Raw genomic sequence first — 23,587 nt, 5'->3', positions numbered from 1 at the left:
TTATGAAACTAAATAACATTGAATTCAACGCGAACGATTTTGCCAACGAGATGGCAAAATTAAGAAATGAAAAACATTTCGACTTCCTCGTCACCATCGTTGGTGAAGATTTTGGAGAGGAAGGTTTCGGGTGTATCTATATTCTGGAGAACACTCAAACCTACGAACGCATCTCGGTTAAAGTCGTTGCCGCCGACCGCGAGAACCCCTTCTTGCCCTCGGTGACTGGCCTTTGGAAGGCCGCCGACCTGCTGGAGCGCGAGGTTTACGACTTCTTCGGCATCAAGTTCATCGGACATCCCGACATGCGAAGGCTCTATCTGCGTAGCGATTTCACGGGCTACCCCCTGCGAAAAGACTACGACATGGACCCCGAGAAGAACAGGCCAAACATGTACGACGACCCCGAGCCCGACTATACCTTGCAATATAGCCTAGATAAAGACGGGAATTTGGTGGAAACTCGCCATAAGCTGTTTGGAGAAGACGACTACGTGGTGAACATCGGACCGCAGCACCCGGCCACACACGGCGTGTTGCGCCTGCAAACGATACTAGACGGCGAGGTGATTAGGAAGATTTACCCACACTTGGGCTACATTCATCGTGGCGTGGAGAAGATTTCGGAAAGCTATGTCTATCCTCAGACACTGGCATTTGCCGATCGTCTAGACTATCTTAGCGCAACCATGAACCGCCATGCATTGGTGGGCGTGATTGAAGAGGCTATGGGCGTGGAGCTTACCGACCGCATTAAATATATCCGTACCATCATGGACGAGCTGCAACGCCTTAACTCGCACCTGCTGTTTTACAGCTGCTGTGCGCAAGACGTTGGCGCATTGACAGCATTTATCTATGGCATGCGCGACCGCGAGCAGGTTATCAACGTGATGGAAGAAACCACTGGTGGCCGACTCATCATGAACTATTACCGCATTGGTGGTTGTCAAGCCGACATCGACCCCAACTTTGTGCAGAACGTAAAGAAACTTTGCGCCTACATGAAGCCGATGTTCAAAGAATATCAAGATGTATTCACTGGCAATGTTATCATGGAAAACCGTTTCAAAGGCGTGGGAATGCTATCTCGTGAGGATGCTATCAGCTACGGTTGTACGGGCGGAACGGGTCGTGCAACAGGTTGGCAGAACGACGTTCGCAAACACCACAGCTACGGCGTGTATGATAAGGTAGACTTTAAAGAGATTACCTACAACAACGGAGACAGCTACGACCGCTATATGGTGCGCATGAAGGAGATGGAACAGAGCGTTCACATCTTGGAAACGCTTATCGACAACATTCCCGAAGGCGACTTCTACATCAAGCAAAAGCCCATCATCAAGGTGCCCGAAGGCCAATGGTACTTCTCGTGTGAAGGCTCGCGCGGTGAGATTGGCGTGTTCCTCGACAGCAAAGGCGACAAGAGCCCCTATCGTTTGAAGTTCCGCCCGATGGGTCTTCCTTTGGTTTCGGCCTTAGACACCATGCTACGTGGCGAGAAGATAGCCGACCTTATCGCCGTCGGCGCATCGTTAGATTATGTTATACCCGATATTGACAGATAATTATGTTTGACTTTTCAATCGTTACGACGTGGTTTGACAGTCTGCTGCGAGATACTTGCGGACTGAGCAGCTTTTGGGCCATACTCATCGAATGTGTGCTCGTGGGTGTATTCATACTGGCTGCCTACGCCATATTAGCTATCCTACTTATCTTCATGGAACGCAAGGTGTGTGCGGCTTTCCAATGCCGTCTAGGCCCGATGCGTGTTGGTCCGTGGGGTATTTTCCAAGTTATCGCCGACGTTTTGAAGATGCTTATCAAAGAAATCTTCGCTGTCGACAAGGCCGACAAGCTGCTCTACTCCATCGCTCCCATTCTGGTGCTGATTGGTTCGGTAGGTGCTTTCTCGTTCATGCCGTGGAACAAAGGCGCAACAATCTTGGATTTCAACGTCGGCATCTTCCTGATGACGGCCATTTCGAGTATCGGCGTTATTGGAATCTTCATCGCCGGATGGAGTTCGAACAACAAATACAGCGTTATTTCGGCCATGCGTGGTGCGGTGCAGATGATTTCTTACGAGATGTCGTTGGGCCTTTGCCTCATCACGGCCGTGATTCTCACGGGTACGATGCAGGTTAGCGGTATCGTGGAAGCACAAAGCGGCCCCTTCGGCTGGCTTGTTTTCCAAGGTCATATCCCTGCCATCATCGCCTTTTTGGTATTCCTTATCACCGGAAATGCAGAAGCAAACCGTGGCCCATTCGACTTGGCTGAAGCCGAAAGCGAACTTACCGCAGGTTATCACACCGAATATTCGGGTATGGGTTTCGGTTTCTTCTACTTGGCCGAGTATCTAAACCTCTTCATTGTAGCAGGTGTTGCCTCGATGGTTTTCCTTGGAGGATGGATGCCGATACACATCGGTGTTGAAGCTTTTGATAAGGTGATGGACTATATTCCAGGCATCGTTTGGTTCTTAGGCAAGGCATTCGCCCTTGTTTGGGTGCTCATGTGGATACGTTGGACGTTCCCCCGCCTTCGCATCGACCAGATATTGAAGTTGGAATGGAAATACCTGATGCCCCTGTCCTTGCTCAACCTCGTGATCATGACAATTGTCGTGGCCTTTGGTTGGTACATTAAATAACGAAAAAGACATGGAAGATAACAAGAAATCATATTTTGGCGGTATACGAGATGGCATCAAGTCGCTCGCCACTGGCCTACGTGTCACGCTGCGCGAGTACTTTACGCCGAAGGTAACCGAACAATACCCCGAAAACAGAAAGACCACTTTGCACGTGGCAAAGCGTTCGCGCGGAAGGCTCGTTATGAAGCGCGACGAGAACGATGTGGTGAAATGTGTGGCCTGCCTGATGTGCGAAAAAGCATGTCCCAATGGAACCATTCGCATCGTTTCTGAAATGGTGACCAACGAGGAGGGCAAGAAGAAACGCCAATTGGTGAAGTACGACTACGACTTGGGCGACTGCATGTTCTGCGAACTGTGCACAAACGCCTGCAACTTCGACGCCATCGAGTTCACCAACGACTTCGAGAACTCCGTATTCAACCGCGACAAGCTTGTCATCGAGCTAGACAAGGAACACTACCAAAGCTCCTTGCCCAACATCATTGACGGCGGTGCGGAAAGTGAAATCGGAACTTTCAACACTAAAACAAAATAATAGGAGTAGACATCTTTATGGCAAATATCATCATGTTTTGCATCTTGGCCGTGGTAATTATCGGCTCGGCCATCGTATGCGTATTCACAAAGAGAATTATGCGGGCGGCTACTTTCCTGCTGTTCGTGCTCTTTGGCGTCGCAGGTGTTTACTTCCTGTTAGACTATACCTTCTTAGGCACGGCACAAATTGCCATCTACGCCGGCGGATTGACGATGCTTTACATCTTCGCCATCCAGCTAGTGTCCAAGCGCACCTTGCAAGGCTTGCAAGAAAGACAACGCGGAAAGACCGTTGTTGCTGGTGCATTGGTAGCCCTTATCGGACTGGTTACCGTGGCATTGGTGTTGCTTAAGAACCAATTTATAGACATGTCGGCCAGCATGGTCGATGCCGAAGTGCCCATGTCGGTTATCGGAGAGAAGCTCGTCGGTGCAGGCAAGTATCAGTACGTGCTGCCTTTCGAGTTCATTTCCGTATTTCTCTTGGCATGTATCATCGGCGGAATAATGATTGCAAGAAAGGAGGATAAGAAATGATACCCGTAGAATTGTTATTGGGACTGAGCACTTTGCTCTTCTTCATTGGCTTTTTCGGATTTGTAACGCGGCGTAACCTCATCGCGATGCTCATCTCCATCGAGCTGGTGCTCAACTCGGTTGACATCAACTTTGCCGTATTCAACCGCATACTTTACCCTGGCGAACTCGAAGGTTTCTTCTTTTCCTTGTTCTCCATCGGCATCAACGCCGCCGAAACGGCAGTGGCCATCGCTATCATCCTTAACGTTTACCGCAGGTTCCACAGTGATCAGGTGAACAGTATTGAAAACATGAAACTATAAACGACAATGGAATACAATTTTGTATTTTTGATACTTCTTCTGCCTGCGCTATCGTTCCTCGTGCTAGGACTATTAGGCATGAAGATGCCGCACAAGGTGGCAGGTTCCATCGGAACGGTGGTTCTGGGCACAATCTTTTGCCTTTCCATCTATACGGCATACGAATACTTCATCGGACAAGGCCGTGGAGCCGACGGACTTTACCCTCACGTTACGGCGTTTAACTTCTCATGGTTGAAGTTTTCCGAACTGCTGACGTTCAACTTGGGCTTCCGCCTCACCCCCATCTCGGTGATGATGCTGGTGGTTATCACCACCGTGAGCCTCATGGTACACATCTATTCGTTCGGTTACATGCACGGCGAAAAGGGTTTTCAACGTTATTACGCCTTCCTTTCGCTCTTCACCATGTCGATGTTAGGCCTGGTTGTGGCCACGAACATTTTCCAGATGTACCTATTTTGGGAGCTTGTGGGCGTATCGTCCTATCTTCTTATCGGATTCTACTATCCCGAAGGGGCTGCCGTTGCCGCATCGAAGAAGGCGTTCATCGTAACCCGATTTGCCGACTTATTCTTCCTTATCGGCATTTTGATTTACAGCTTCTACGTCGGAACGTTCAACTACGACCTCAATGCCATGCCTTCGCTCCACGAGCAAGTGGCTGGTGCAGCTGTAATGATGCCCATCGCCCTGTTCTTCATGTTCATCGGCGGTGCTGGTAAGAGTGCCATGTTCCCCTTGCACATTTGGTTGCCCGACGCAATGGAAGGTCCTACGCCCGTATCGGCACTTATCCACGCAGCCACGATGGTTGTTGCTGGTGTGTTCCTTGTGGCTAGCCTGTTCCCCATCTTCGTTCAGTTCGCTCCCGAACAATTGCATTGGATTGCCTACATCGCAGCCTTCACGGCCTTCTATGCCGCTGCTGTGGCTTGCGTACAAAGTGACATCAAGCGTGTTTTGGCCTTCTCTACCATCTCGCAGATAGGTTTCATGCTCGTGGCACTTGGCGTTTGCCTGCCCGATCCTGCAACAGGCGCCGTGGCAATGACCGAAGAATATGCCGATGTACAAGGTCTGGGCTACATGGCTGGTATGTTCCACCTCTTCACACACGCTATGTTCAAGGCTTGCCTCTTCCTAGGCGCAGGCTGTATCATACATGCTGTGCACTCGAACGAGAAAGAATACATGGGTGGACTACGCAAATACATGCCCATCACTCACTGGACGTTCCTCATTTCATGCCTCGCCATCGCTGGCATACCACCTTTCTCAGGCTTCTTCTCAAAAGACGAGATCCTTGTGGCTTGCTACAACTTCAGTCCGCTTATGGGCGCAGTGATGAGCGGCATCGCCATGATGACGGCCTTCTATATGTTCCGACTCTATTACGTGATATTCTGGGGCAAGAGCTACTACGAAACGCACATCAACGAAGGAGCGCACAAGCCACACGAGGCACCGCTCACGATGACTTTCCCCTTGATATTCCTGTCTATAATCACGGTAACTTGCGGTTTCTTGCCTTTCGGCGAACTCGTTTCAGCCAACGGCATAGGATTCCATACCCACATCAATTGGGCCGTTGCAGGCACTAGCGTGGGCTTGGCCGTTATCGCAATCGTGGCGGCAACGCTGATGTACAAGAAGGCCGAAACGCCTTTTGCCGACAAGTTGGCCAAGACGTTCCCCACACTTCATCGTGCAGCTTACAAGCGTTTCTATATGGACGAGATTTGGCAATACGTTACCCATCGCATCATCTTCCGTCTTATATCCAAGCCCATCGCATGGTTCGACCGCCATGTTATCGACGGTACGTTCGACTTCTTGGCTTGGAGTTCCAACGAAGCAGGCGAAAGCATACGCCCTTGGCAAAGCGGCGACGTGCGTCATTACGCCATTTGGTTCCTCTCCGGAGCCGTTGCCCTTACCTTGGTTTTGCTATATATGTTGTAATATGAGGTAACAACCAGATAAAAGAAAAACAAAAATGAGTATACTAACATTATTCGTAGTTATCCCCGTGCTGATGTTGCTGGGCCTTTGGCTCTCTCGCAACCTCAATCAAGTGCGCGGTGTGATGGTTGTCGGCTCATCGTGCTTGCTGGCACTTTCGGTTTGGCTCACCATCGCTTTCCTTCAAATGCGCGATGCAGGCAACACCGATGCCATGCTGTTTCAATACACCGTGGATTGGTTCAAGCCCCTTAACATAGCCTACGCCGTGGGCGTCGACGGTATTTCGGTGGTGATGCTCCTCCTTTCGAGCATCATCGTATTCACCGGAACATTCGCCTCGTGGCAGCTAAAGCCACTAACCAAAGAGTATTTCTTATGGTTCACCCTGCTTAGCATTGGTGTTTATGGTTTCTTCATCTCGATAGACCTCTTCACCATGTTCATGTTTTACGAGGTGGCACTTATCCCCATGTACTTGCTTATTGGCGTTTGGGGTAGCGGAAAGAAAGAATATTCGGCCATGAAGCTAACCCTCATGCTTATGGGAGGTTCGGCTTTGCTCATCATCGGCATCATCGGCATCTATTTCTTCAGTGGTGCAACCACGATGAACATTCTCGAATTGCAAGCCCTACACAACATTCCCGAGAGCGTACAAAAGGTGCTTTTCCCCTTCGTATTCATCGGATTCGGTGTGCTTGGCGCGCTCTTCCCCTTCCACACATGGTCGCCCGACGGTCACGCATCGGCTCCTACGGCCGTGTCTATGCTTCATGCGGGCGTACTGATGAAGCTTGGAGGCTATGGATGTTTCCGCATTGCCATTGTGCTTTTGCCCGAAGCAGCTCATCAGTTATCGTGGATTTTCATCATCCTCACCACCATTTCGGTGGTATATGGTGCCTTCTCGGCCTGCGTACAAACCGACTTGAAGTACATTAATGCCTACTCTTCGGTGTCGCACTGTGGCTTGGTGCTCTTCGCTTTGCTCATGATGACGCAGACTTCGTGCACAGGAGCTATCTTGCAGATGCTCTCACACGGATTGATGACGGCCCTTTTCTTTGCCCTTATCGGTATGATCTATGGCCGTACACACACCCGCGACATCCGTCAGTTGGGCGGATTGATGAAGATTATGCCCTTCCTTAGTGTGGGTTATGTCATTGCTGGTTTGGCCAACTTAGGTTTGCCAGGCTTCTCGGGCTTCGTTGCCGAAATGACCATCTTTGTTGGTTCGTTCCAAAACAACGACGTATTCCACCGCACGGCCACCATCATCGCCTGTACGGCAATCGTTATCACGGCGGTCTACATCCTGCGTGTTGTGGGTAAGATACTCTTTGGCAAGGTTGCCGACCCCCATTACGAGCAACTCACCGATGCCACTTGGGACGAACGTTTCGCCGTTGGCTGCCTCATCTTCTGCGTTGCAGGCCTTGGCCTTGCACCGCTTTGGGCAAGCAACATCATCAGCGACACGCTGGGCCCGATTATCGACCATATCAACAACGTAACCGCAATAGCATCACTTTAAACGCTTCCTACAATGAATTTAGATTATAGTCAGTTTTTCCACATGATGCCCGAGGTTACCTTGATGGCCATGTTGGTGATTGTCTTTATCATTGATTTCGCCACAGCTCATAAGGCCCCCATCGTGATAACCAACGAAAAGACGGCACCTTCGCCACGTCCTTGGTTCAATCCTTTGGTGTGCGCATTCATGCTGATACATATTCTTCTGAACTGTTGTCCCACCGAACCGGCCACAGCCTTTGGCGGAATGTATGCCACCACGCCCATGACTGGCGTGTTGAAAACCATCCTTGCCTTCGGAACGCTCATCGTTTTCATACAGGCACGCACGTGGCTATCGCGTCCCGACAGCACTTTTAAGGAAGGCGAGTTCTATATGCTCATCATCTCCACACTGCTTGGAATGAACATGATGGTAAGTGCCGACCACTTCTTGCTCTTCTTCTTAGGGCTCGAAATGGCCTCTGTGCCCATGGCTTGCTTGGTGGCGTTCGACAAATATCGCCACCATTCGGCCGAAGCTGGTGCCAAGTTCATCCTCACCGCAACCTTCTCTAGCGGTGTGATGCTCTATGGTCTCACCTTTGTCTATGCCGATGCAGGTTCGCTTTACTTCAACGAAGTGGCTCAAAACCTATCTGCCACACCCATGACGGTTATGGGAATGGTGTTCTTCTTCAGCGGATTGGGCTTTAAGATTTCGCTTGTGCCCTTCCATTTCTGGACAGCCGACACCTATCAAGGTGCGCCAACAACCATCACAGGCTACCTCTCCGTCGTGTCCAAGGGTGCCGCAGCCTTCACGCTCTGCACCATCTTGATGCGCGTTTTCGGTTCGCTGATAGACCAATGGCAATATCTTCTCGGCATTGTCATTGTGTTGAGCATCACCATTGCCAACTTTTTCGCCATACGCCAAACCGAACTTAAACGTTTCATGGCGTTCAGTTCAATTTCGCAAGCAGGATATATCATGCTGGCAGTGATGGGCGACTCGGGCATGGGCGTAACCGCTCTCACCTATTATATATTGGTGTATGTGGTGGCCAACATGAGCGTGTTCACCATCATCAGTGCCATCGAAGAGCGCAACAACGGTGTAACCGATATGGATGCCTACAACGGACTTTATTCCACCAACCCCAAGTTGGCCTTCCTCATGACGCTAGCTCTCTTCTCGCTTGGTGGCATTCCGCCTTTCGCAGGTATGTTTAGCAAGTTCTTCGTCTTCATGGCCGCCTTAGAACAAGGCAGTGCTTGGGCTTACGCCATTGTGTTCATCGCCTTGATTAACACCGTTATCAGCCTTTACTATTACTTGCTCATCGTTAAGGCGATGTACATCAACAAGAGCGAAAACCCGTTGCCAGCCTTCAAAAGCGACTGCAACACGCGCTTGGCGTTGGCCATCTGCACCTTAGGCGTTGCACTCTTCGGTGTGTGCAGCTACGTGTACGATTGGATTTTTGCCGCCTTGTAAACCTCCCTTTCCAAGTTCTCCGCTGTATAGCGGAACGTAGGACTTCTCCCCCTATACGCGGGACTTCTGCACATACAGAAGTCCCGCGTATTTTCTTTAGTTCCGTTCTGTACTTGCGGAAATATCCTCTTCCGGGCATTGCTGAAAAACTCCTGCGCTGTACCCTACAAAACTGCCAATTGAGACAAAAATGAGGCTACTGTACCCTACAGTAAGGCCGCGGAGACAAAAATGACGTCACTGTACCCTACAAAACCGCCAACTGAGACAAAAATGGGGCTACTGTACCCTACAGTAAGGCCGCGGAGACAAAAATGACGTCACTGTACCCTACAAAACCGCCAACTGAGACAAAAATGAGGCTACCGTACCCTACAGTAAGGCCGCGGAGACAAAAATGGTGTCACTGTACCCTACAGTAAGGCCGCGGAGACAAAAATGACGTCACTGTACCCTACAGTAAGGCTACGGAGATCCCAAAAAGTGCGACAGAACAGCTCAGCGACCTCACCGCAGATCATCACCCACATATCGGGAAGTCATCTCCCACATATCGGGAGATCATCACCCACCCATCAAGAAGTCATCTCCCGACAGACGGGAGGTCATCTCCTGCGCATCGGGAAGCCATCACGCACAAAACAAGAATCCACCGAAAGAGATCGGAAAGCATTGCGAACGCAGACAGAGCACGTACATTTCGAGCCCGTTTCCCAGTTTATCTGCAAAAAAATGGCTATTTTTGCACCGAATTACTAAATATCTTATGGACTGGTTAATCAATCTATTTAGCACAGACGATTCGGTGGCGCACATCGCACTGCTTTACGCCATCGTCATTGCCGGCGGTGTGTTGCTCGGCAAAGTCAAGATTGGTGGCATCTCGCTGGGTGTCACCTTCGTTTTGTTTGTCGGCATCCTGGCCGGCCACATCCACTTCACAGCCCCCACGAACATCCTCACCTTCATGCAGGATTTTGGGCTGATTCTCTTTGTATTCTGCATCGGCTTACAAGTGGGGCCGGGCTTCTTCGAAAGCTTCCGCAAGGGCGGCATCAAGCTCAATCTGCTCTCCACGTCGATGATTCTGCTCAACATCCTGGTGATGTTTGCCTGCTATTTCATCTTCTTCGACACGAGCAATGCCAACAACCTGCCGATGATGGTGGGCACGCTCTATGGGGCCATTACCAACACGCCCGGACTAGGTGCGGCCAACGAGGCCCTGACGAGTCTGTCGAGCTCCTTCCCCGACGGACTACCGCAGATTGCCTCGGGTTATGCCTGCGCCTATCCCTTAGGCGTACTGGGCATCATCGGAGCCACGATTGCCGTGCGATATATTTGCAGGGTGGATTTGCAGGAAGAAGAACATCAACTGGCCGTGGAAGAGGAAGACAATCCACACGCCAAGCCCTACATCATGCACCTACGAGTGAACAACTCGTATTTGGCCGGGCGAACACTGGGGCAGATTTCCGAGTTCCTCAACCGTGACATGGTTTGCACCCGACTGCTGCACGAGGGGAAGATGACCATTCCGCAGACCGACACCGTCTTCTCCCTGGGCGACGAAGTGCTCGTTGTCTGCGCCGAAGGCGACGCTGAAGCCGTACAGGCCTTTATCGGTGAGGAATTGAAAGACGAATGGACCTACGAAGACGAGGCCCAGCCGATGGTGTCGAAACGCATCATCGTGACGCGTCCCTCGATCAACGGTAAGCTGCTCGGCGAGATGCATTTCTCCAGCGTCTACGGCGTGAACATCACACGCATCACACGCCAGGGAATGGAATTCTTTGCCAGTAGAAACCACCGCTTCCAAATCGGCGACCGCGTGGTGGTCGTTGGACCCGAAGACCGCGTGAACCGCGTGGCCGACCTCCTGGGCAACTCCATGAAGCGACTCGATGCTCCCAACATCGCCACCATCTTCATCGGTATCATCCTCGGCATTCTTTTCGGTAGCATCCCCGTCACCATTCACGGCATCCCGGCGGCTCTGAAACTGGGTATCGCTGGTGGTCCGCTCGTCATCGCCATCCTCATCGGTAGGTTCGGCTATCGCTTCAAACTCGTCACCTACACCACGACCTCGGCCAATCTCATGCTGCGCGAAATCGGCTTGGCTCTCTTCCTGGCCAGCGTAGGTATCAAGGCCGGATCCGGATTCTGGGACACCGTCGTGCAGGGCGATGGCATCAAATACGTCTACACCGGTTTCCTCATCACCGTGATTCCCATTCTCATCATCGGTACGATCGCCCGCATGGTCTACAAGTTCAATTATTTCACCATCATGGGAATGCTTGCCGGAACCTGTACCGATCCTCCCGCCCTGGCCTATGCCAACCAGATCTGCTCGCGCGAGGCTCCCGGCATCGGCTATTCCACAGTCTATCCCCTAAGCATGTTCCTCCGCATCTTCACGGCACAGCTCATCGTCCTCTTCTTCTGCGGATAATCCTCTTTCTGTAAGAAACGGAATACTCTTGAGCAGGGAGTACCAAACAAAGAAATCATCGATTTTTATAGTTCGGGTTGACCGAAGCTATAAAAATCGATGATTTCTTTAGAAGTATATCAGTCGTGGGAGGAGGGCGTCATAAAAGGAAATACAGATGAGAGATGTACTCCCTTTACTCCCCTACTCCTCCTTCCTCAATTACCGCTCAGTACCACAGCAAAATAGGCCTTCTTTCCCGTAGGATAAACACCCTGGATATAGAGCACGGGATCTTTGCTGGTAGAAGCCTCCTTAACAGCCTTTTGCAGCTCGTCGAGCGTCTTGATGGGCTGGTCGTTGGCCTTCTGAATGATGAATCCCTTTGCGATGCCTGCCTCTTTGAGCGCACCTGCATTCACCTTGATCACCTCCAGGCCGTGCGTAATGCCGAGCTGATTCTTCTGTGCAGCGGAAACTTCCTTGAAGTTCGCACCGAGGATGTCGAGGTCGGCCGTCTTCACCACCTGCGTGTTGCCCTGTGCATTTTTGAGCGTTACGGTACTGGTGTTCTGCTTCTTGTTGTGGAGATAGGTAATCGACATCTTATCGCCCGGTCGTTTCGAGGCGATATGCTCCTGCAATTCAGCCATCTTCTTAAGTCGCTTACCATCGAGAGCCGTGATGACGTCACCCGCCTTCAGTCCGGCAGCAGCTCCGGCTCCGTCGTCGTCTACCTTCGCCACATAAATACCTTCGTTGGTACCCAAGTCGAGTTCCTTTCCTTGATCTTTCTGCTGATCGAGATATATCCTCACGTCCTGCCCCTGAATGCCCAAGAAGGCTCGCTGTACATTACCATACTGCTTGATGTCGGCCACCACCTTGTTCATAATCGTTGTAGGAATAGCAAAGCCATAACCACTGTACGAGCCCGTCTGCGAGTAAAGCATGGCGTTGATGCCTACCAGCTCGCCCGACGTGTTGACCAGCGCACCGCCCGAGTTACCTTGATTGATGGCAGCATCGGTCTGAATGAACGATTCTACACCATTCGCTCCCAGTGAGCGCGCCTTGGCACTGACGATGCCCGCCGTAACCGTCGACGTGAAATTGAACGGATTACCCACAGCCAGCACCCACTCGCCGACCTTCAGTTTATCCGAATCGCCAATGGGTAGCGTAGGTAGATTTCGTCCGTCGATTTTGATGAGGGCCAGGTCAGTATTCTTATCCGTGCCCACGATGCGTGCCGAAAATTCACGGTTATCATTCAGCGTCACCGTGAGCTGATCGGCTCCCTCCACCACATGGTTATTGGTCACGATATATCCGTCAGCCGAGATAATCACCCCCGACCCGGTAGCCTCGCGCTTCGGCGTTTGCACTTGTCGTTTCTGTGTTCCTCCATTTCCCTGACCGGGATTGCCAAAGAACCCAAACGGATCGGCAAAGAAGTCGCCGAACGGATCGCTCTGCACATCCACCGTCTTCACTTTCGAGTTCTGTACATACCGAATATGAACCACCGCCGGGAGAGCCTTCTCAGCGGCATACGTCAAATCCACAGGCTGAGCCGGCACAGTCGCCGCATTCACCTTCATAAAAGTTCCGGCAGAAAACGCCACAGCCAGTGCGCATAGTCCGCCAACAAAATACTGCGAATACTTTTTCATTGCTTTCTTTATGATTAATGTTATACGTTGCCAATCTTAGCATTCAGGCTGCAAAATTAGAGGCAAAAAATGTAATACGCTCCCGGCAAATCCTTTCTTTATCCCTATTTAACAGAAGCATTTACCCTCTTAACGCCCATTAAAAAGGCCCCGATTGTTTTTTACAAATACACACAGTTCATCCTCTGTTTCTCGACTGATAAAAATGTTTTTGTTTCCTCCCCTTCTTGCATAACTCAAAAAAAGATATTACTTTTGCATGCAGAATTTCAAAAGGAGAGGTGCTCGAGTGGTTGAAGAGGCACGCCTGGAAAGCTTGTAAACGCCTAAAGCGTTTCGGGGGTTCGAATCCCCCTCTCTCCGCAAACAAGGGTGTAAATCGTCAAGTTTATGATTTACGCCTTTTATTATACCCGAAAACTTCTTTGTACCCCAATCTTATCAGATGTCAATATTGGGAGCAGTTAGTCAGCTTCCAACATTTTTTCTTAATCATACCTGCAGCAATATATCCATCATCAGTGCAAGAAATGTCAACAGGAATCGTTAATTTTGCACGCGACAAGACAAAAGTACGTTCTTTACAAAAGTTGTCTGTCGTTTTTTTGCAAAAGGCGAAGAGAAAAATGTATTCAGTAATTAACAAACAAAAAATGAGAAAATGAAAAAAGCATTATTGATGATTACCCTGTGTGCAACACTGGCGGCATGCAGTAGCGAGGAACCCGCTACCGGTGGGAAACAGCCCTCCGAGCAGACTGAGACACAAGAGGTGAAAAAAGAGCAACTCTTCAAATACTTCGAACTAAACAAAAGTCTCACTGTCTATCAGGCATTACAAAAACTTAAAGCTACGAGCGGCGAAAAGACCATCGACGGTAAAACACTCACTGTAACGGCCGTCGATGAAACAAACCGCAACGAACAGACGGGAACGCTCACCGTAACTATCAAAGGCAGTATCTCTGGAAAACCCTTCAAACAAACGGTAACTTTCGAAGGCTTTGCCCCCAAGCCTGCCGATGGTGCTATGGCTAAACGGGTGGTAGCAACGTGGAAAAGCGATATGGACTATCAGAAAGATTTCGACTTCGACACGCTCTATCGACTCGGCAATACCGACAAATTCACTACCGAATACCTCTCTCATTTCATCAACTTCACATCTTCTACGCCCGACGGGAAACATCATTACACCTTTACCCCCGAAGATATTGCCAAGACTGTCGTCAGCGACATCAAATACACACCGTCGAACCGCCACGAGGGAACACTCTCATTCATTCTTACCTACAACGGCATCAAAGGCAACATGGGCAGTGGTGCTAACGGAGCACCTTCGTTGTTGTTCGATAAAAACATATATTACCAAAAACAGGTATCTCTCAATCGTGATGCCGTCCGCTCACTCTATATGCGCGGCGTATACGAAAATGTTGATGTCTTCTACGCAGGGCTATTGAAATACGACCGCACACGTTTTGTCCCCCGCGTCGTTCATAAAGTAAGAGACGACAACGACAACTCGATGCTCATCACCATCAAACTCACGACAAATGATGGCAGAGAAACCGAACTGGCAGAATTCGGAGTGATTATAGACGGCTTCAAGTCTCTTGCCGACTTAAACAAAGATTTGCAGCTGGCAGGCAGTACCGAGGTGGGCAAACATCTGGGAAAAGTGTTCAGAAACGCGCCCGACGGCGACAAACTTTCACAGATGAGCACTGTTCCCGTGCAGGCATGGATAGAAAAGGTGCAGATGGGCATACGGCGAGACGGAAAGCTCATCGACTTGTTGCCGCAGAAAGTAAGCACGGGAAGCGGAAGCTCGATCGTTACCGTTTGGAAGCCCACATCGGGAGACGGCTCTGTGCTCGACCTGTATTTCGAAAGCCCGAGGTTCGAAGTGATTGAAGCACAAAAGCAGGGCTACTTCCTTAAAATGAAGTTGAAACTCAATGCCGTCAACGAAACGTCTGTACAGGGCGTAGAGTTGCCACTAACGGTGCATTTACTACAACCCTGAAAGACATTCCCACTACGTCCGAGCGGCATTCTATAAAAACAGCAAACAGGAAGGGTGAAAAGCATACCTGCCCCGTGTGGCGTCGGCATCTTTTCACCCTTTCATTTTTTTAATTCTTATCTTTCTACTGCTTTGGTCTCTTCTTCGCATCCTCCTTCTCTGCAATCATCTTCACCTCCACACCTTGGATAAACGGTTTTTTACAGGTGCGATCGGCAGCCGTCCAGTTTGTTTCGGGTTGAAAGTTCAGGCGACTGCCCACGATATTCTTTGCAGGCGAAAAGTCTTTCTCCGCGATGGCGGGTTTCGTCTGCAATTTTAGTAACTTAGAACGTTTGTCGCTTTTAAAAGCGTATTTTGTAGTGGAAAGAACAAGTCTACCTTTAGCGCGCTTCATGGCATAACGACCTCGAGTTTGAATTTATGGTTTGCGCACTATGGTATTTCAGACTTAGCCAACCTCCATCCCCACTTAGAAGAGCACACCATGCCCAGTACAGAAGACCAACTCCGCGAAGAAAATCTTCGTCTACAGCACGAGAATCACCAACTCAAAAAACTGTAGAACGCAGCAAAATCCACGTAGAAGCCTTAGAAATAGTGACCGATCTAGCCGAGAAACAATTCAAGATTCCGATAAAAATGTCAACTTAATGAGGAACAACAACGATGATATTTACCCTCATTCGAGATACGACGCCCCGAACAACGCGGTACAATCGTAAGCTTTTACAAGCATTTTTTTTGGTAATACCTATAAGTAATCATGGAATTAGTACAATTATCTCGGCAAAAGACTAATATTTTTATTTGGTTATTAAAAGGCGACCTTGTGGAAAGATCACCCTCCATTGTGTTATTCTTTATCGTATCCGAACATGGAGTTTAAATGCTATTGGCAAAGTATTTATATCGCCTTAAAGTAACAATAAAAATATGTCTGTTTTTTACAAGATAACTCGCACAAATGACATAGAAAAACTAAAAAATGTATGTCGAAAGCTAAGAAAGTTCGATGCAAGAACTAAAGGAAATAAGGTGTGAAGACAAAGAGCCCATCTAGAAATTTCCTTATTCCCATTAAAAAACCATATAAATTTGGTTATGGAAGAAAAAAGTCTTACCTTTGCACCGATTTAGGATACAAATCTTGTATAAGATTCATGGTAAGGAGAGATGGTAGAGTGGTCGATTACAGCAGTCTTGAAAACTGCCGTACCGAGAGGTACCGGGGGTTCGAATCCCTCTCTCTCCGCAGATAAGGGTGTAAATCAACGAATTACGTGATTTACACCCTTTATTACACCCAAAAAGCTTGCGAGTAATAAAAATCTCCATCCAAGACTACAAGTCTTGGATGGAGTGGCTTCTACCCAATCTTTAATATCATTACTCTATGGATGTACAGAATAGGACTTCAAACTCTCTCTATACTCTCTGTATAGAGAGATAAGGATAAGATCTATCAAAACCAACAGAGTATATCGATAGAAATAATTATACCTTCCAGATTCTTTCGCAGCTAATGTTTCCAATGTAGGGAGGTGTCGCTGATATGATGTTGTATTATGGGCTAAACGGTTACGATGTCTGTATACTATCTCATCATAATCTTTTTGAAGAGTACTTTCAAAAAGGCTCAAATAATATTTTTTCTTAGGATAACTTGCTAGGATTTGAGCAAGTTCTAATCTATTTTTAACGCAGTCCTTATACATAGCGAAATTTCTTGCCCCCCAGATCGAAATATTTGTATTCTCAAAGAGAGTCTCTATATCTGAAATAGCCTGAGCAATTATGGCTTTTCTTGTATCTTCGGCTATCGTATATGGCTCTTCTTTCTTTAGCTTCGTTATTTGCTCTTGCAAATAAGAACAAATCTTATTCTTTGATTTATAATCTGAATATTCACCTAATTGAAAATCTCCTCGCACAAATTGGTAGCGGAAATCATAATCATGAGTTGCAATCTCCCAACAAATACATTTGAGTTTTTGCTCTTGTGCTCCTGTTGCTTTGAGGAAAAGGGAAGATAGAACATATTCACTCAAAGGCTGTGTTTCTATACCGTCTCCAACTCCCTTGCAGGCGTTTACTCCATCAGCAAAAACTTCTAGGATAGGTGCTAGTATAAAGTCGGAATGAATATTATGATACATAATCATTATATATTTCAATGGACTTGTTAATACGCTCTCTTATGTGTCCTAGAGCATTACTTCTTTTTTGGTAGGCTTCATTTTTAGAATCTATCTCTTCGCTTATTGCTTGCCTTAGATCCTCACCTTTGTTTCCTTCCAGAGATAAATCCTTCCCCTCAAACACGACATAATAAATTAACCCCAATAGCCATAAATCTGCATCAATCCAAGATTTGAATGCCCCATCATAATCCTGATGAATATACTGTTTGATTTGTTCTACTCCTTCCCTTAACTTGTTATATCGATCTCTGATAACATAGTCAGGGAAGATAGCAGAGAAATCAAAACCGTCAAACTTGTCTTCGCGTTCTTCTTGCTCTAACCCTAAAAGATAAGCAACATAGTCTGCATAGTAGTTTTCACGGCTATTGTAGGCAGAGTAGCCCATCATAACCGTCTTCCCTACCTTCTTTTGAGATAGCATGGATAGATAGCGAATAAAATCGATTTGCCTAGGTTTAAAATCTTGTTTTACTTTGAGATCACACAACACATCGTCTCCTTGTTCTGTTTTCCCTTCGAAATAATTGGTGAGTCTAGAATCTTGATAATATAGAGATTTACGGCTCTCTGAAGCAGATAACTTTCTCCCATAGTAGTTCATATTACGAAATAAATGGGTATAAAACGTCTGCACATCAGACACTTCAGCCATATCAGGGACGATAAAAGAAAACCCGATGAATGTTTCCTTCCAAAAATCTTCTTCTAATTGTAATCCCAAATCAAGTTTCTCATAACGAGAATTTGATGATAACTCTGCTCGAAGCTCTTCTAGCGATTTCTCTTTATCGTATAATTCCCTTATAGTCCATTTTATAGACTTTATCTCCGTATTCTGATTATCACCTGCTTCATCGAAAGCACTATCATCCTCTATTGCGATCTCCTGATTTGGTGTTTCGAACATTTCTTTTTTAGGGAAATAGCCTAGATAGGCTAATAAGATGGAAGAGAGACGCTGTTGTCCATCTAAGAGTAAATTGATTTTCTCCTTGTTGCCCTTGTTATACAACCCTATAGTTACAGGCTGAACAAACTGTCCTTCATGGAGTGATTTAATTAGACGCTTAAGGTCTTTCTGATCCCAGACAAAATGTCTTTGATACTCGGGTAGAACTATATTTCCCTTGACTACCAACTCTATCCAGCGTTCAAGAGAATACTCTCCATAGTAAGTTCGATTTCCTATCATAAAAATACAATTTAATATGGTTTTACAAAGATACAAAGTTATTAGCAGAGAGGCGAAGGGATTTCCCTATTTAATACAGAAAACGAAGATTTGGGACTCGGAGAGGGCGAAATATGGTGAGAGGCTCGGGGACAGTGATGCTCTGCGAGCCTCTTTTTGTACGAAATTGCGCGTTGAGGGTGGTGAGATGAGGGGTTATGATTTCCTGTCTTTTCCCTGTATTTCCTGCAACCTCCTTACCCTTTCACAGACTGCAAATTTGCTGATACTTTTGTATCGTCAGAGCTGACTAAATACCCTATGCGCAAGGGCGAGTTATTCATTTCAAAACAATTGAATTATGACAATAAACGAATTATTGGGCAAGCCTGTGTGGCAGATGACGGGCGAGGAATTACTCTTCCTTGCACAACACAGTAATATATCTACAAGCAGGGAATCAACAAAGACTTCTTCCTCCAAAGAAGAAAAGCGATATGTGTATGGTTTGGCTGGCATTGCACGCCTCTTTGGGTGTAGCCTGCCTACCGCTAACCGTATCAAGCAGAGTGGTAAAATCAATCGTGCCATTACACAAGTAGGGCGCAAGATTATTGTTGATGCTGACTTTGCTCTCGAACTGGCAGGACGAAAGACAGGAGGACGATGATGAATACAACTGATTATGAAAACATTTGGCAAAAGTCGCTCATTCATGTAACGGATGAGTTTGCGCTTCCTCCAGTTGTGCTGCAAGCAGGTGAAGCCATCATTGGCACACTGGGTAACTTCAGTGTATCGACAGGTAAGGCGAAAGCCAAGAAGACTTTCAACGTGAGTGCCATCGTTGCAGCAGCTCTTATCAATGGACAGGTGCTGGAATACAAAGCATCATTTCCTGAAAGTAAACGCAATATTCTTTACTTTGACACAGAACAAAGCCCTTATCATTGTCAACTTGTGATGCAACGTATTTTGAAATTGGCAAAACTACCGATAGACAAGGAACCGCAGAATTTAAAATTCAGTCACCTCAGAGCCATTGCTGACCCTAATGAACGCAGAGAAATCATTCGCTATGCCATCTACAATACGCCCAACGTGGGCTTGGTAGTCATTGATGGTATTCGTGATTTGATGCTCGACATCAACAACTCAACGGAAGCAACCAAGTTGGTAGGTGATCTAATGCAGTGGACAAGTGAACAGAATATCCATATACAAACTGTGCTTCACCTCAATAAGGGCGACGATAACGCACGAGGGCATATCGGTACAGAACTCAACAACAAGGCAGAGACTTTCCTGCAAATTACAAAGGATAACACCATGCCTGAACGTAGTATTGTTGCACCCTCCATCATCCGCTCCAAGCCTTTTGAAAAGTTTGCCTTTAGGCTCCAAGAGGCTGAAGATGAGATTTGTATTCCCCAAATAGACCTCTCATATTCGGACAATGAGCGAAAGCAACATCGCTTCTCCTATCAAGAGTTAAGTACTAGCGAACATCGAAAAGCGTTGGAACAAGTATTCTCAACAAGCGAGATTTTGCCATATAGTAAACTTATCGTAGCTCTCAAAGAGGCTTATGCTAAGATTGTGGGGCTATCCTATGGGCAAACAAAACTCAAGGAGCTTTTGCAATTCTTGCTCAACAAAGGCATAGTGGTTAAGGAAGAACGAGGAAAATATCGGCTCAGCCATAATTCTCTACAATAAAACCTTTGGTCGGTCGGACACAGGCTATATATCCCTGAACCAATCCGACCAAAGAGAAACAAACTTGGTCGGACGTAACGGTGTGCCTATAGTGTACGACCATCCGACCAATCCTAAGACCTTCAGCCTCCAAAAGAAAAAGGCAGAGAGTTATTCATTTCAAACATCAAAACAAAATCACAATGGAAATACAAAATATCAAGCAAATCTCTATCACAGATTATTTGCAGCAACAGGGTTATTCACCTGCACGAGTACAAGGTATTCACTTTTGGTACTGCTCTCCGCTACGCAACGAAAGTACACCATCATTCAAAGTAAATACAGAGCGTAACCAATGGTATGACTTTGGAACTGGTGGACATGGAGATATTATTGACCTTGTGCTTGCTTTACAGCATTGTACCATGAACAAAGCCATTGAGCTTCTAACCGGTTCAAAACAAATACTGTATCAAGATTTTTCTTTTGGCGGTGAAAGAAATACCTCTAAGCACAAATTAGAAATCATATCTGTGCAATCACTTACCAATCCTTATTTGATACATTACATTGCAGAGCGTGGAATACCTATCAGTATCGCTAATAGTTTCTGCTCTGAAGTTCATTACAATAATACTAATCGGACATACTATGCCATAGGATTTGCAAACGATGCTGGCGGATGGGAAATCCGTAGTCCTTATTTTAAAGGTTGTATAGCTCCGAAAGCCATTACAACTGTCAGTAAGGGTACAGACCATTTGCAAATCTTTGAGGGCTTCATGGATTTTCTCTCGTGGCAAACACTAAATCCATCCTCAACTTGTGATGCTATTGTTCTCAATTCTCTGGCTCTTTTACCACGTATTCAAGAGAAGATAAAAGGCTACAAGCAAGTTGAGAGTTTTCTGGACAATGATGATGCAGGACGAAAAACGTTTGAAGTTTTGAAACAGTTTTGCCCATCTATCATAGATGGTTCTGTTCGCTATCGAACTCACAAAGATCTCAACGAATGGCTCGTTGCTCAATCTAAAGTGCAAGAAAGTCAACCTTCGTTACCAACCACGAAGCGTGGTATCAGAAGATAGTGTTTATCAGAGAAGCAAGTTTGTGTTTCGAGTATCTCAAAACCTACTTGCTCCCACCTATGGGAGGTGAAAATCCCGTTGGTCTCATCAAAAAAATAAAAAATGGAACAAAAGAATAAAAGTGGACGACCCACCAAGACATTATCAGAGAAACGGAAATATCAAGTGCTTCTTCGGCTTAATACAATGGAGTACTACACCTTGTTGGGAAAAGCACGTGAAGCCTCTATTTCACGAACAGAGTTTTTACGGCTACTCATTACAAATGCAGAAGTAAAGAGTCGAATCAAGCCAGAGGAAATGCAACTCATCCGTACAGTTTCTGGCATGGCTAACAATCTTAACCAAATTACCCATCGACTCAATGCTTTCGGCATCTCTACACTCAATGAAGAATTGAATGCGCTGAAACAACTTATTCACGAACTCATGAAACGATTGAAACCATGATAGCCAAGATTATTAAAGGAACAAACTTCAGTGGAGTTGTCAATTATATGCTCAGCAAACGCGAAGGTAAAGTCAAGGTTTTACAAGCCATTGGTGTACGCTGTTCCTTACCAAATGACATTGCACACGATTTCAACTTGCAAGCCTCTATGCGTCCGAATGTACATAAACCAGTTTGTCATACCATACTCTCATTCTCAGCACATGATTCAGAACGACTGACAGAGGCAACAATGGTGAAGATTGCCAACGAATATCTTCATGAAATGGGCTATGGCGACACACAGAGCCTTATCGTAAGGCACAGCGACCGCCAGCATCCTCACTTACATATTTGTATCAACCGTATCGGCAATAATGGCAAGACTATCAGCGACCGCAATGAAAAGTATCGTTCACCGAAGACTTGTAGAGAACTGACTGAGCGTTATGATCTAACCATTGGCAAAGGAAAGCAAGAGGTAAACCGCTCACGATTGAGAGGTGAGGATAAATTACGATACGAGATATTCGATACCATTAAGTCTATATTTCCTCAATCTCAGACTTTGAAAAATTTTGTTACAGGGTTAGAGCGACATGGTATTACCACTCGTTTCAAAACAAAAGGTAATACCGATGTTGTTCAGGGGATCATCTTTGAAAAAGACGGATGCAGTTTCAGCGGCTCAAAGATAGACCGCTCCTGTTCTTTCTCGCGCCTCAATGCAGCGTTAGAACGAAATACTCACAAACAAGAGCAAATTCATCAACAAAACGAGCCTATGGTACATTCTGTAGATGAAAGCTATTTCATTACCGACCTATCCGAAGCAATTAGTGAAGTGTTTTCTATGCCTACATCAAGTAATGGCGTAGATGTTGATGAACTTCGATTTCAAAAGAAACTCCGCAATAAAGCTAATCGCAAACGTAGAATTTAATCACATCAAATTTATACAGTATGAATAACGAAATAGCACCTGTTCTCGATATGCTCGAAGAACTCAAACAAGAGTGCAAAGTCATCAGTATGGTATAAGCAGAACTGCGCACTACTATTGCTGAACAGCTATCTAATCCAAAGGGGGATAGCTTTAAAACGCAAGAAACCGTGCAAATCCATCTCTCGAAAGAAACTCAAGCCAAAATCAAAGAACATCAACTTTTTGTTTTGGAGGCACTATCTGAGTCGAGTAAGAAACTCGCCCCAAAGTTTGAAGCCTTGCACCAGCTCATCAGCAAGCAACAAAAGCCTGTAGAATATAAGAACTACTCGCTATTTGCAAGCGTGCAATTAGCCGAGCGTATGCTACTCTTATTGGTTTGTGGGCTGGTCATGGTGAGTTGCTGGTTCTTCGGTATGGGAGCCAACAAACTGCAAACAGCCTCCGATTACGACTTACGTTATCGCTATCTGCGTATGCAGGGCAAAGCTACCGCTTCAGACTTCGCACATCTTGACAGCATATTTATCACACATCGCAATCCCAAAGCTATTCACCTGTTGAAGAAGAAGGTCATTGATTATGAACAAGCCTTGCAAAGACAAGCCGAGTTGTTATTGCAACAGAAGCGTATCAAAGAAGAACAAGAAGAATTAAAAATACACTTTCTTCCTAAGTAAAATATTGGAGAGTTCTAAGTTTAATTCCTCTTGTATATAACTTTTATTAAAATCTTTTGTCTGCGAAAAAGGAGAATGATATATCTACAGAGAGACTAGATACACTTTGCTTTTTGCTCCATGCATCCAGTTAACTTCATGAAAAGAGTCTGTAAGATGTATTCCTTCATGATGTAATT

General features: G+C 46.6%; 21 protein-coding genes and 2 tRNA genes. 19 read left to right on the top strand and 4 right to left on the bottom strand.

The window, feature by feature from the left end; genetic code table 11:
• Window positions 1–2 precede the first annotated feature (2 nt).
• From J5A66_RS04545 to J5A66_RS04505, 9 genes are all read left to right on the top strand, one after another.
• A complete protein-coding gene (locus tag J5A66_RS04545; protein WP_211791283.1) occupies window positions 3–1,571 on the top strand; it encodes an NADH-quinone oxidoreductase subunit D in 1,569 nt (522 codons plus the stop codon).
• 2 nt (window positions 1,572–1,573) lie between these two features.
• Window positions 1,574–2,662: an NADH-quinone oxidoreductase subunit NuoH gene (nuoH, locus tag J5A66_RS04540; RefSeq protein ID WP_211791282.1), complete on the top strand. Its 1,089-nt coding sequence runs from the start codon at window positions 1,574–1,576 to the stop codon at window positions 2,660–2,662.
• A 10-nt stretch (window positions 2,663–2,672) separates the two neighbouring features.
• Complete coding sequence (locus tag J5A66_RS04535) at window positions 2,673–3,203, top strand: NADH-quinone oxidoreductase subunit I (protein ID WP_009230145.1); 531 nt, start codon at window positions 2,673–2,675, stop codon at window positions 3,201–3,203.
• A gap of 17 nt (window positions 3,204–3,220) precedes the next feature.
• Window positions 3,221–3,742 (top strand): NADH-quinone oxidoreductase subunit J, encoded by a 522-nt coding sequence (locus J5A66_RS04530; RefSeq protein ID WP_009235977.1) that lies wholly within the window; start codon window positions 3,221–3,223, stop codon window positions 3,740–3,742.
• Complete coding sequence (nuoK, locus tag J5A66_RS04525; RefSeq protein ID WP_009162889.1) at window positions 3,739–4,047, top strand: NADH-quinone oxidoreductase subunit NuoK; 309 nt, start codon at window positions 3,739–3,741, stop codon at window positions 4,045–4,047. The genes J5A66_RS04530 and nuoK overlap by 4 nt, the downstream gene beginning before the upstream one ends.
• Window positions 4,048–4,053: 6 nt before the next feature.
• Entirely contained in the window at window positions 4,054–6,012 is a 1,959-nt protein-coding gene (locus J5A66_RS04520; RefSeq protein ID WP_211791281.1) for an NADH-quinone oxidoreductase subunit L, read from the top strand.
• A 34-nt stretch (window positions 6,013–6,046) separates the two neighbouring features.
• On the top strand, window positions 6,047–7,552 hold the full coding sequence (locus J5A66_RS04515) for a NuoM family protein (RefSeq protein ID WP_211791280.1): 1,506 nt from the start codon (window positions 6,047–6,049) through the stop codon (window positions 7,550–7,552).
• A gap of 12 nt (window positions 7,553–7,564) precedes the next feature.
• On the top strand, window positions 7,565–9,034 hold the full coding sequence (locus J5A66_RS04510) for an NADH-quinone oxidoreductase subunit N (RefSeq protein ID WP_211791279.1): 1,470 nt from the start codon (window positions 7,565–7,567) through the stop codon (window positions 9,032–9,034).
• Between the two features lie 766 nt (window positions 9,035–9,800).
• A complete protein-coding gene (locus tag J5A66_RS04505) occupies window positions 9,801–11,498 on the top strand; it encodes a putative transporter (RefSeq protein ID WP_211791278.1) in 1,698 nt (565 codons plus the stop codon).
• 197 nt (window positions 11,499–11,695) lie between these two features.
• Here J5A66_RS04505 and J5A66_RS04500 read toward each other — a convergent pair whose 3' ends face one another.
• Window positions 11,696–13,153, bottom strand: coding sequence for a Do family serine endopeptidase (locus J5A66_RS04500; RefSeq protein WP_211791277.1), 1,458 nt, complete (start codon window positions 13,151–13,153; stop codon window positions 11,696–11,698).
• 275 nt (window positions 13,154–13,428) lie between these two features.
• Between J5A66_RS04500 and J5A66_RS04495 the strand changes: the two genes are divergently transcribed.
• Both J5A66_RS04495 and J5A66_RS04490 read left to right on the top strand, forming a co-directional pair.
• A tRNA-Ser gene (locus J5A66_RS04495) sits at window positions 13,429–13,516 on the top strand.
• A gap of 298 nt (window positions 13,517–13,814) precedes the next feature.
• The gene (locus J5A66_RS04490; RefSeq protein WP_211791276.1) at window positions 13,815–15,182 is read left to right on the top strand and encodes a lipoprotein 17-related variable surface protein; all 1,368 of its coding nucleotides are present in this window, start codon (window positions 13,815–13,817) and stop codon (window positions 15,180–15,182) included.
• Window positions 15,183–15,306: 124 nt separating this feature from the next.
• Here J5A66_RS04490 and J5A66_RS04485 read toward each other — a convergent pair whose 3' ends face one another.
• On the bottom strand, window positions 15,307–15,498 hold the full coding sequence (locus J5A66_RS04485) for a hypothetical protein (RefSeq protein ID WP_211791275.1): 192 nt from the start codon (window positions 15,496–15,498) through the stop codon (window positions 15,307–15,309).
• A gap of 99 nt (window positions 15,499–15,597) precedes the next feature.
• Here J5A66_RS04485 and J5A66_RS04480 point away from each other — a divergent pair, with 99 nt between their 5' ends.
• A complete protein-coding gene (locus tag J5A66_RS04480) occupies window positions 15,598–15,747 on the top strand; it encodes a hypothetical protein (RefSeq protein ID WP_211791274.1) in 150 nt (49 codons plus the stop codon).
• Window positions 15,748–16,352: 605 nt separating this feature from the next.
• A tRNA-Ser gene (locus J5A66_RS04475) sits at window positions 16,353–16,437 on the top strand.
• Window positions 16,438–16,576: 139 nt separating this feature from the next.
• Here the strand turns inward: J5A66_RS04475 and J5A66_RS04470 are convergent.
• Window positions 16,577–17,341, bottom strand: a complete 765-nt coding sequence (locus tag J5A66_RS04470; RefSeq protein ID WP_211791273.1) for a hypothetical protein — start codon at window positions 17,339–17,341, stop codon at window positions 16,577–16,579.
• On the bottom strand, window positions 17,331–18,581 hold the full coding sequence (locus J5A66_RS04465) for a DUF262 domain-containing protein (protein ID WP_211791272.1): 1,251 nt from the start codon (window positions 18,579–18,581) through the stop codon (window positions 17,331–17,333). The genes J5A66_RS04470 and J5A66_RS04465 overlap by 11 nt, the downstream gene beginning before the upstream one ends.
• A 340-nt stretch (window positions 18,582–18,921) precedes the next feature.
• Here J5A66_RS04465 and J5A66_RS04460 point away from each other — a divergent pair, with 340 nt between their 5' ends.
• From J5A66_RS04460 to J5A66_RS04435, 6 genes are all read left to right on the top strand, one after another.
• Entirely contained in the window at window positions 18,922–19,230 is a 309-nt protein-coding gene (locus J5A66_RS04460) for a DUF3853 family protein (RefSeq protein ID WP_211791271.1), read from the top strand.
• Entirely contained in the window at window positions 19,227–20,279 is a 1,053-nt protein-coding gene (locus J5A66_RS04455; protein WP_211791270.1) for an AAA family ATPase, read from the top strand. The genes J5A66_RS04460 and J5A66_RS04455 overlap by 4 nt, the downstream gene beginning before the upstream one ends.
• Window positions 20,280–20,461: 182 nt before the next feature.
• Entirely contained in the window at window positions 20,462–21,352 is an 891-nt protein-coding gene (locus J5A66_RS04450) for a CHC2 zinc finger domain-containing protein (protein ID WP_211791269.1), read from the top strand.
• A gap of 102 nt (window positions 21,353–21,454) precedes the next feature.
• Window positions 21,455–21,802, top strand: coding sequence for a plasmid mobilization relaxosome protein MobC (gene mobC / locus J5A66_RS04445; protein WP_211791268.1), 348 nt, complete (start codon window positions 21,455–21,457; stop codon window positions 21,800–21,802).
• Window positions 21,799–22,725: a relaxase/mobilization nuclease domain-containing protein gene (locus tag J5A66_RS04440; RefSeq protein ID WP_211791267.1), complete on the top strand. Its 927-nt coding sequence runs from the start codon at window positions 21,799–21,801 to the stop codon at window positions 22,723–22,725. The genes mobC and J5A66_RS04440 overlap by 4 nt, the downstream gene beginning before the upstream one ends.
• Before the next feature lie 104 nt (window positions 22,726–22,829).
• Window positions 22,830–23,408, top strand: a complete 579-nt coding sequence (locus J5A66_RS04435; protein ID WP_371742877.1) for a hypothetical protein — start codon at window positions 22,830–22,832, stop codon at window positions 23,406–23,408.
• Window positions 23,409–23,587: the final 179 nt, after the last annotated feature.

The sequence above is a fragment of the Prevotella sp. oral taxon 475 genome (genome assembly GCF_018127805.1).
Classification (GTDB): domain Bacteria; phylum Bacteroidota; class Bacteroidia; order Bacteroidales; family Bacteroidaceae; genus Prevotella.
Note: the sequence above shows the minus strand (reverse complement) of the source record. Positions and strands in the feature narration are given on the sequence as shown.

Excerpts from the sequence above, each read along its gene's own strand:
- J5A66_RS04545 (WP_211791283.1), top strand. The coding sequence starts at position 3 with ATGAAACTAAATAACATTGAATTCAACGCGAACGATTTTGCCAACGAG.
- nuoH (WP_211791282.1), top strand. The coding sequence starts at position 1,574 with ATGTTTGACTTTTCAATCGTTACGACGTGGTTTGACAGTCTGCTGCGA.
- J5A66_RS04535 (WP_009230145.1), top strand. The coding sequence starts at position 2,673 with ATGGAAGATAACAAGAAATCATATTTTGGCGGTATACGAGATGGCATC.
- J5A66_RS04530 (WP_009235977.1), top strand. The coding sequence starts at position 3,221 with ATGGCAAATATCATCATGTTTTGCATCTTGGCCGTGGTAATTATCGGC.
- nuoK (WP_009162889.1), top strand. The coding sequence starts at position 3,739 with ATGATACCCGTAGAATTGTTATTGGGACTGAGCACTTTGCTCTTCTTC.
- J5A66_RS04520 (WP_211791281.1), top strand. The coding sequence starts at position 4,054 with ATGGAATACAATTTTGTATTTTTGATACTTCTTCTGCCTGCGCTATCG.
- J5A66_RS04515 (WP_211791280.1), top strand. The coding sequence starts at position 6,047 with ATGAGTATACTAACATTATTCGTAGTTATCCCCGTGCTGATGTTGCTG.
- J5A66_RS04510 (WP_211791279.1), top strand. The coding sequence starts at position 7,565 with ATGAATTTAGATTATAGTCAGTTTTTCCACATGATGCCCGAGGTTACC.
- J5A66_RS04505 (WP_211791278.1), top strand. The coding sequence starts at position 9,801 with ATGGACTGGTTAATCAATCTATTTAGCACAGACGATTCGGTGGCGCAC.
- J5A66_RS04500 (WP_211791277.1), bottom strand. The coding sequence starts at position 13,153 with ATGAAAAAGTATTCGCAGTATTTTGTTGGCGGACTATGCGCACTGGCT.
- J5A66_RS04490 (WP_211791276.1), top strand. The coding sequence starts at position 13,815 with ATGAAAAAAGCATTATTGATGATTACCCTGTGTGCAACACTGGCGGCA.
- J5A66_RS04470 (WP_211791273.1), bottom strand. The coding sequence starts at position 17,341 with ATGTATCATAATATTCATTCCGACTTTATACTAGCACCTATCCTAGAA.
- J5A66_RS04465 (WP_211791272.1), bottom strand. The coding sequence starts at position 18,581 with ATGATAGGAAATCGAACTTACTATGGAGAGTATTCTCTTGAACGCTGG.
- J5A66_RS04460 (WP_211791271.1), top strand. The coding sequence starts at position 18,922 with ATGACAATAAACGAATTATTGGGCAAGCCTGTGTGGCAGATGACGGGC.
- J5A66_RS04455 (WP_211791270.1), top strand. The coding sequence starts at position 19,227 with ATGATGAATACAACTGATTATGAAAACATTTGGCAAAAGTCGCTCATT.
- J5A66_RS04450 (WP_211791269.1), top strand. The coding sequence starts at position 20,462 with ATGGAAATACAAAATATCAAGCAAATCTCTATCACAGATTATTTGCAG.
- mobC (WP_211791268.1), top strand. The coding sequence starts at position 21,455 with ATGGAACAAAAGAATAAAAGTGGACGACCCACCAAGACATTATCAGAG.
- J5A66_RS04440 (WP_211791267.1), top strand. The coding sequence starts at position 21,799 with ATGATAGCCAAGATTATTAAAGGAACAAACTTCAGTGGAGTTGTCAAT.